Origin of the sequence: Arthrobacter crystallopoietes BAB-32 (assembly GCF_000328305.2) — a bacterium.
In the GTDB taxonomy this organism is placed as follows: domain Bacteria; phylum Actinomycetota; class Actinomycetes; order Actinomycetales; family Micrococcaceae; genus Crystallibacter; species Crystallibacter crystallopoietes_A.
The window spans coordinates 20,591-27,219 of record NZ_ANPE02000066.1; the positions used below are offsets into that span (position 1 = coordinate 20,591).

At 69.0% G+C, this 6,629-nt stretch carries 5 protein-coding genes and 2 pseudogenes; 1 reads left to right on the forward strand and 6 read right to left on the reverse strand.

What is annotated here, in order from left to right; all coding sequences use genetic code 11:
- Window positions 1-9 precede the first annotated feature (9 nt).
- The 5 genes and pseudogenes from D477_RS02860 to D477_RS02880 form a co-directional block, all read right to left on the reverse strand.
- Window positions 10-2,772 (reverse strand): annotated as a pseudogene (locus D477_RS02860) (alpha-amylase family glycosyl hydrolase).
- A 195-nt stretch (window positions 2,773-2,967) separates the two neighbouring features.
- Complete coding sequence (locus tag D477_RS02865; protein ID WP_005267108.1) at window positions 2,968-3,288, reverse strand: putative quinol monooxygenase; 321 nt, start codon at window positions 3,286-3,288, stop codon at window positions 2,968-2,970.
- Window positions 3,289-3,403: 115 nt separating this feature from the next.
- Window positions 3,404-4,056, reverse strand: a pseudogene (locus D477_RS23800) (DUF1990 family protein).
- Complete coding sequence (locus D477_RS02875) at window positions 3,939-4,502, reverse strand: hypothetical protein (RefSeq protein WP_005267109.1); 564 nt, start codon at window positions 4,500-4,502, stop codon at window positions 3,939-3,941. The pseudogene D477_RS23800 and the gene D477_RS02875 overlap by 118 nt, the downstream one beginning before the upstream one ends.
- Complete coding sequence (locus D477_RS02880; RefSeq protein ID WP_005267110.1) at window positions 4,499-4,891, reverse strand: MmcQ/YjbR family DNA-binding protein; 393 nt, start codon at window positions 4,889-4,891, stop codon at window positions 4,499-4,501. Before D477_RS02880 ends, D477_RS02875 begins: the two co-directional genes overlap by 4 nt.
- Before the next feature lie 175 nt (window positions 4,892-5,066).
- Here D477_RS02880 and D477_RS02885 point away from each other — a divergent pair, with 175 nt between their 5' ends.
- Entirely contained in the window at window positions 5,067-5,906 is an 840-nt protein-coding gene (locus D477_RS02885; protein WP_005267111.1) for a DUF1206 domain-containing protein, read from the forward strand.
- Between the two features lie 18 nt (window positions 5,907-5,924).
- Here the strand turns inward: D477_RS02885 and D477_RS02890 are convergent, their stop codons facing one another.
- The gene (locus tag D477_RS02890; RefSeq protein WP_005267112.1) at window positions 5,925-6,557 is read right to left on the reverse strand and encodes a GntR family transcriptional regulator; all 633 of its coding nucleotides are present in this window, start codon (window positions 6,555-6,557) and stop codon (window positions 5,925-5,927) included.
- Window positions 6,558-6,629: the final 72 nt, after the last annotated feature.

Sequence of the window (6,629 nt, forward strand, 5' to 3'; positions counted from 1 at the left end):
TGCCCTGCCTTATTCCGCCGTGATGACGTGGGTCCGGTGGTCGTAGCTGAAGGTGACCGCGCCGCCGTCGTGCTCCAGCAGAATGTTGGACCCGTCGCGCGCCCGCCGGCGCCGTAGTTCAGGTCCCAGCTGCCGTTGAGGGCGGCCTTGAACTCGTAGCTGCCGGCCGGCAGGTCCGCGGTCAGCCGCCAGATGCCGTCCGGGTCCAGCGTGAGCTTCGCCTGCTCGCAGGCCGGCTGCCAGTCCTCGGCGCAGCCGAGCTCCGAGTTGAAGCTTCCGGCCGCGGTCACCGAAGCGGGCTGCTCGATGCGGTCCCCGACCGTCACCGTCCGCACGTCGCTGACCGAACCGCCCAGCCGTGCGCGGTACTGCAGCTGGGTTCCGTCCGGCAGTCTCCAGCGCGGCCACGTCGTCGAATGCGGTGTAGGCCGGCGATGAGTCGTCCGTTCCGATCGCGGCCCACTTCCCGTCAGCGATGCGCCGCTCCAGCGTCACCTCGTGCTCCGGCTTCTCCGGCGATGCCACCGCGCCGACCTCGACCTCGCCCGACACCTGGCTGCCCTCCGCCGGCAGCACCATGGCCAGCTTCGGCTGCGGGACCTCGGCCGCAACCGCACTGGCCGCCCGGGTGTGCCCGCCGTTGTCGAGCACCACGGCGCGGTACTCCACCCGCGTGCCCGGCTCCAGTGCGGCGACGTCGTGGAAGATCCGGTACGGCGCGTTGTCGTCCGTGCCCGCCGGCCGCCACTCGCCGCCGTCAACGCGGGCCTCGAAGCTGACCTGGTAGAAGGACTGTCCGTCCATCTCGGCGCTGACTTCCAGCCGCCCGTTGTCCGCATCCGCCGGCCGTGGGGCGGAAAGTACGACGGCGGGGGCTTCCTTCGAGTGCGGAATCCTCCCCGCGGACTGGTACACCACGGTGGAGAGCGGCGGGACCGTCACGGTCAGCGTCCCGTCCGCTGCCGTTTTGGCCGCGCCGTCCCCGCCGTAAATTCGGGCGAACCGGCGCTTGGGGATGTAGGTCGGGATCTGCGCCGTCTGCTCCGTCTCGGCGCTGTTCACCGCGACCACGTACTCGCGCTGGTCCTCCGCGCCGATCCGCGAGAACGCGTAGATGCCCGGACCCTCGGCGGCGTAGCGGTGCTGCTGGGCGCCGTTGCGCAGCGCGGGATGCTCCCTGGTGAGTGCCGCAAGGTCTCCGATCGCCCGGTACAGGGGATGCCCGGCGTCGTAATTGTCCTGTGCATGGGTGGAGCCGGTGCCGATCAGGTCATCGTCCAGATACTCGGGCACCTGGCTGGCGAACAGGCTCTGGCGCGCGTCCTGGTCGCCGCCGGGCCCGGTGAAGCCCTGCTCGTCGCCGTAGTAGACCACCGGGTTCCCGCGCGAGAAGTACATCAGCTCGTGCGCCAGCCGGTCCCGGGCCAGCAGTTCGGCGTCGTCGGCACCCGGGTTGTCCGCGGCGATGAAGCTGCCGATCCGGCCCATGTCGTGGTTACCCAGGAACGTGAGCAGCTGGTAGGCGTTGGAATCCGCGTCGGTGTACCAGTCGTCGCCGGCGAAGAACTCTTCGAGGTCGGCCGCGCCCTGCCCGCGCGAGGCGAAGTCCCGTGCGGCTCCCTGGAACGGGAAGTCCAGCACCGCCTGCATGCTGTTGCGCGTGGTGAACTGGGAGGTGAAACTCTTGGTCGTGTCGTAGACCTCGCCGAACATGAAGAACTCGTCCTTGCCCTGCGCCCGGGCGAACTCCAGCACCTCCGGGCCGAAGTCCTGCCAGAACGCATCGTCGACGTGCTTCATCGTGTCGATCCGGAACCCGTCCACGCCGAAGTCCGCGATCCAGGTCTTGTAGATTTCCGTCATCCCGTCCACCACGCGCGGATGCTCGGTGAACAGGTCGTCCAGGCCGAAGAAGTCGCCGTAGTAGGAGTCCTCACCGGTGAAGGTGGTGTTGCCGCGGTTGTGATAGAGCGTCGGGTCGTTCAGCCACGCCGGGACCTTCAGGTCCTCCTCGCCCGGCTCCAGCACCGGGGTGTAGGGGAAGGATGTGGCCGCATCGAGCTGCGGGAAGTCCCCGGAGCCGGCGAAGTCCCGATCGTCGAACTCCTCGCCCTCCGCGCTCCGGTACGGCTCGCGGTCCTTCGAAACATACCCAGTCCGCGCGCCCTCCTCATACCCGATCACGTCCGCGGTGTGGTTGGTGATGATGTCGAAATAGACCTTCATGCCTCGCTCATGCGCCGCCTCGATCAGCTGCTTCAGCTCCGCGTTGGTGCCCAGGTGCGGGTCGATCTGCGTGAAATCCGTGATCCAGTAGCCGTGGTAGCCCGCCGACGGTCCGTCCTCGAGCTGGACCGCCTTGTTCTTGAAGCTCGGTGTGAGCCAGATGGACGTGGTGCCCAGCCCCTGGATGTAGTCCAGCCGCGCCAGCAGCCCGGCCAGGTCGCCGCCGTTGTAGAAGCCTTTCCGGGCCGGATCGAAACCGGACACCAGCGGATCGGACCCCAGCCCGCCGTCGTCGTTCGCGGAATCCCCGTTGGCGAAGCGGTCCGCCATGACGAAGTAGAAGTTCTCGTCCGTCACCGGGGCGCGCAGCGACTGCCGGGCCCCGGCCTGCTGTTCCGGCCGGGCCTCCGCGTGGTCCTCCCCCGGTTGCGCCGAGGCGGGCAGGGCGGGGACGGCCAGCAGGAGGGAAAGTACGACGGCGGCGCCGCGGCGGAGTGCCGTGCGTCGCCGGGAGCGGGTGGTGGCGGAGGGGCGGGCGGCAGACATGGCGGCTCCTGGTCAGGCTAATCCTTCAACCGCCTCAGCGTGTCCCGGCTCACAAGGAACGTCAAGACCGGAGCAGCCAACCAGGAGCCGCCGAACCGAAATTTCGGCCGCTCCCTGCTTCGAGTGCGCAGCTGATGCCCCAATTTCACCCCTGAAAGGGGCATCAGCTGCTCAGTCGATAAGAGGGAGGCGGGGTCAGGCGACGGTCATTTCACCCATCTGGTCCCAGCCTTCGCCATCGATCTGGCGGCTGATGATGCGCGGGGTCTCCTGCAGGTACTGCGGCTGCTCGGCCATGGCCTTCTCAAAGTGGGCGCTCTTGACATGGGCTTCGGCGCCGTCGTCCTTGAAGGCCTCGACCAGCACGTACTCGTCCGGATCGTCGATGCTGCGCGACCAGTCGAACCAGAGGTTGCCCGGTTCGGCGCGGGTCGCCTCGGTGAATTCGCGGACCAGTTCGGGCCACTGGTCGGAGTGCTCGGGCTTGACCTTGAACTTGACGACGATGAAGATCACTTCAGCTGCCTTCCTGTTGCTGTCGGCGGCCCCTGGTTCTGCTGGGACGCCGGTGGAACCTGAAAGTTCATCCTTTCACAGGGATGCGTTCAAGGCTGGCCGTGCCCTGGCCGAGCTAACGGGCCGGGCCCTCGGCGAGTTTGCGGGCGGCGGCCAAATAGCGCCGGGTCACCAGCTTCTGGGCGGCGACCGTCACAGGCGACCCGGCGCGGTAGAACCAGGTGGACGGCCGGCTGAACGCGAACAGCTCCAGGTACACCTGCCCGTCCGGTTCGAGCACCGCCAGGAAACTCTCCTCGCCGGAGGCCGGGTGCCGGGCAGCGTCCCGTAGCCGAAGCCGGTCCGGCCGTCCGATTCCACCGTCCACACCACCCGGCACGGTGCTGCCAGCCGGAGCGGCCCGGCTCCGAAGCTCGAGACCACATTGACACCCTCGGCCGCCCGCGGGGTCCTCGGCTCCACCCGCAGCCCGGCGGCACGGTGCAGGTTCCAGGCCATGATGCCTTCGCCCAGCCGGGCAAACGCGTCAGCGCCCGAACCGACTGCCTGCCGGTGCCGGGCGACGCGGTACCCTGCCGGCGCCTGGCCGAGCCGGGTCAGGCCCTGCTCCGGGTAGGTCAGCGCCCGCTCCGCGAGGGGCTTCCGCCGGCTCACCGGCCGGAACCGCCGTCCGCTTCCCCGGCCAGCCGGAACTGCTCGGCGGCCGCCTCGTCCTCTCCGACATCTTCCATCGCCCGGCCCAGCAGCAGGTGGAACCCGGGAGCCCACCGCTGCACCAGCGGATCGCTGCTCCGCGCCACCACCGCCAGCCCGCTCTCGGCCCACTCCGCGGCCGCGTACGGATCCGACGCCGCGGCCATCTGCATCGCGTCGGCCGCCAGGTAGTCGAGGCCGGACTCGGCGGCCAGATGTGCGGCGTCCTCGAACAGCGGCATCGCCTCCTCGGCCCGGCCGGCCGCGAGCAGGACCCGGCCCCGCTCCACTAGGAGGCGGACCAGCACTACCGGCTCCCCGCCGTCGTCAATCCGCCCCAGCAGGTCAAGCGCCTCCTCATGCCGGCCCTGCATCCCGAGCGCCCGCGCGATCTGCGTGGCCAGCTCGCTGCGGTCGGCCGGCAGCGCAAAGCGGTTGGTGTCCGCCGCCCGCAGCCGCTGCTCCGAGCCCTTCGGGTCCGAAAAATCCCACAGCTCGTCCAAGGTTTCCTGCCTGATCATGCACCCTCCCGGCTGAGCCCGGCCCAGCCCAGCGCCTCCTGGTCCCGCCGCGGCAGTCCGGCGACGACCAGATCGTACGAGTCCTCAATCATGTCCCGGATCATTCCGTCCGGCAGCCCGCTGCCGCAGAGCACGCCGTTCCAGTGCGTCTTGTTCAGGTGGTAGGCGCCGGTGATCTCCGGATGGGCCGCGCGCAGCTGCAGCGCCAGCTCGGGCTCGCACTTGAGGCTGATGTGCAGCGGGTCAGCGTCCAGGTTGGCGAGCGCGAACATTTTGGCCTGCCCGGCCCGCGCGCGTACTTTGAACACCGACGTCTCCGGGCCGAACGGGAAGTCCTCGAAGGTTCCCGGCAGGCCCAGGCAAATCCCGCGCAGCCCGGCTCCATCCACCCCGCCAGCCTACCGCCGCCCGCCGGCGCCCGAAAGGCAGGCACCGGCTCCTGTGGATATCTGCCGGAGGCGGGTGATTGTCGGCCTGCAGGGCCATACTTAGAGAACGACGACGGCGCGGGGGCGGGTGCCGGTCTGTCCCCTTTGGGCAGTCCAATAGCAGGCGGAGGTTCTCGTGAGCGGCGAAGTGCAGAAGGCGAAACGGCAGGCCCGCAAGGCCAGGGACACCGCCGAGGAAGCCTCGGAGTCGAAGAGCCTGGAAGTGGTGGCCCGTTTCGGCTGGGCCGCCAACGGGCTGCTGCACGTGCTGATCGGCCTGATCGCCCTGCGGCTGGGTCTCGGCGCCTCGGGCGAAGCGGACCAGGCCGGCGCGCTGTCCCAGCTCGCCGCCAGGCCCGGCGGCACGGTGCTGGTCTGGGCCGGCATGATCGCCTGTGCCGCGCTGGCGCTCTGGCAGCTGTCCGACGCGGCCTTCGGCTACCGGCAGTACGAAGACAAGAAAAAGTGGGGCAAGCGGGCCAAAGCGCTGGGTCTGGCCATCGTCTTCGCGGCGATCAGCGCCCTCTTCGGCATCTTCGCGTTCGGCGGGAGCAGCGACAGCAGCGAGGCCTCGCAGGACGCCAGCGCCAGGCTGCTGCAGTTCCCCGGCGGCGCCTTGGTGCTGTTCCTGATCGGCGCAGGCATCGCCGCGGCCGGGGCGTTCTACATCTACAAGGGCATCGTGCAGAAGTTCTTCGACGACCTGAAAACCGTCCCGCCCGGCGGCCAGCACATCGCGGTGAGCTGGCTGGGCACCTTCGGCTACGTCGGCAAGGGAGCCGCCCTGCTGGTGCTCGGAGTCCTGTTCGCTGTCGCCGCGTTCCATCAGGATCCGGAGGAGGCCAAGGGCCTGGACGGCGCACTGAAGGCGCTGAAGGAGCAGCCGTTCGGCGACGCCGCGCTCATCCTGGTCGCGCTCGGCCTGATCTGCTACGGGCTCTATCTGGGCGCGCGGGCCCGTTACGCGAAGATGTAGCCGGGGGAAGCCCGCGGACTACTCGGTGAACTGCGAGACCAGTGCCTGGCGGATGGACTGCAGATGGTCCAGCATGGCCTGTCGTGCGGCATCAGGATCCCCGGCCGCCACGGCCGCATAAATGGCCTCGTGCTCGACCAGCTCCTCTTCGCTGTGCAGGTGGGCCTGCGCTCCGGGCACGATGTTGTAGGCACGGCCCATCTCTTCCAGCGACCGCTCCAGCGCCTCCAGCATCCGCGCGTTGCCGGCCGCGCTGGCCAGCGTCTCATGGAACGCCCTGCCGTGTTCCAGCGACGCGGCCGGATCCGGCGCCAGCAGCTCATGCTGCAGGTCAAGCTCGCGCCGCAGCACTTCCAGGCCGTGCCGCCGGCGGGCCGCCTTGGCCGCGATGTGCGGTTCGATCACGGTGCGCATCTCGACCAGCTCAAGGACATCGGACAGGCCCATTGTGCGGATCAGGTAGCCCTTCTTCGGCAGCACCGTAACCTGCCCCTGCGCGACCAGCCGCTGCAGCGCCTCCCGCACAGGTGTTTTCGATACGCCGAATTCCTTCGCCAGTTCCGGCTCGACCACGACCGACCCGGGCTTCAGGGTCCCCAGCCACACGCGGTTCCTGAGGACTTCTTCCAGACGGTCGGTCGCTGATGCCACAGCCATTCCTTACCAGAGTGCGTGCGAGGTGTCTCAAGAAATATACTTCAGGAATCTGTCTGTGATACTTAT

Bases quoted from the DNA above. Each gene is read 5' to 3' on its own strand.
- D477_RS02875 (WP_005267109.1), bottom strand. From the start codon at position 4,502: ATGATCAGGCAGGAAACCTTGGACGAGCTGTGGGATTTTTCGGACCCG.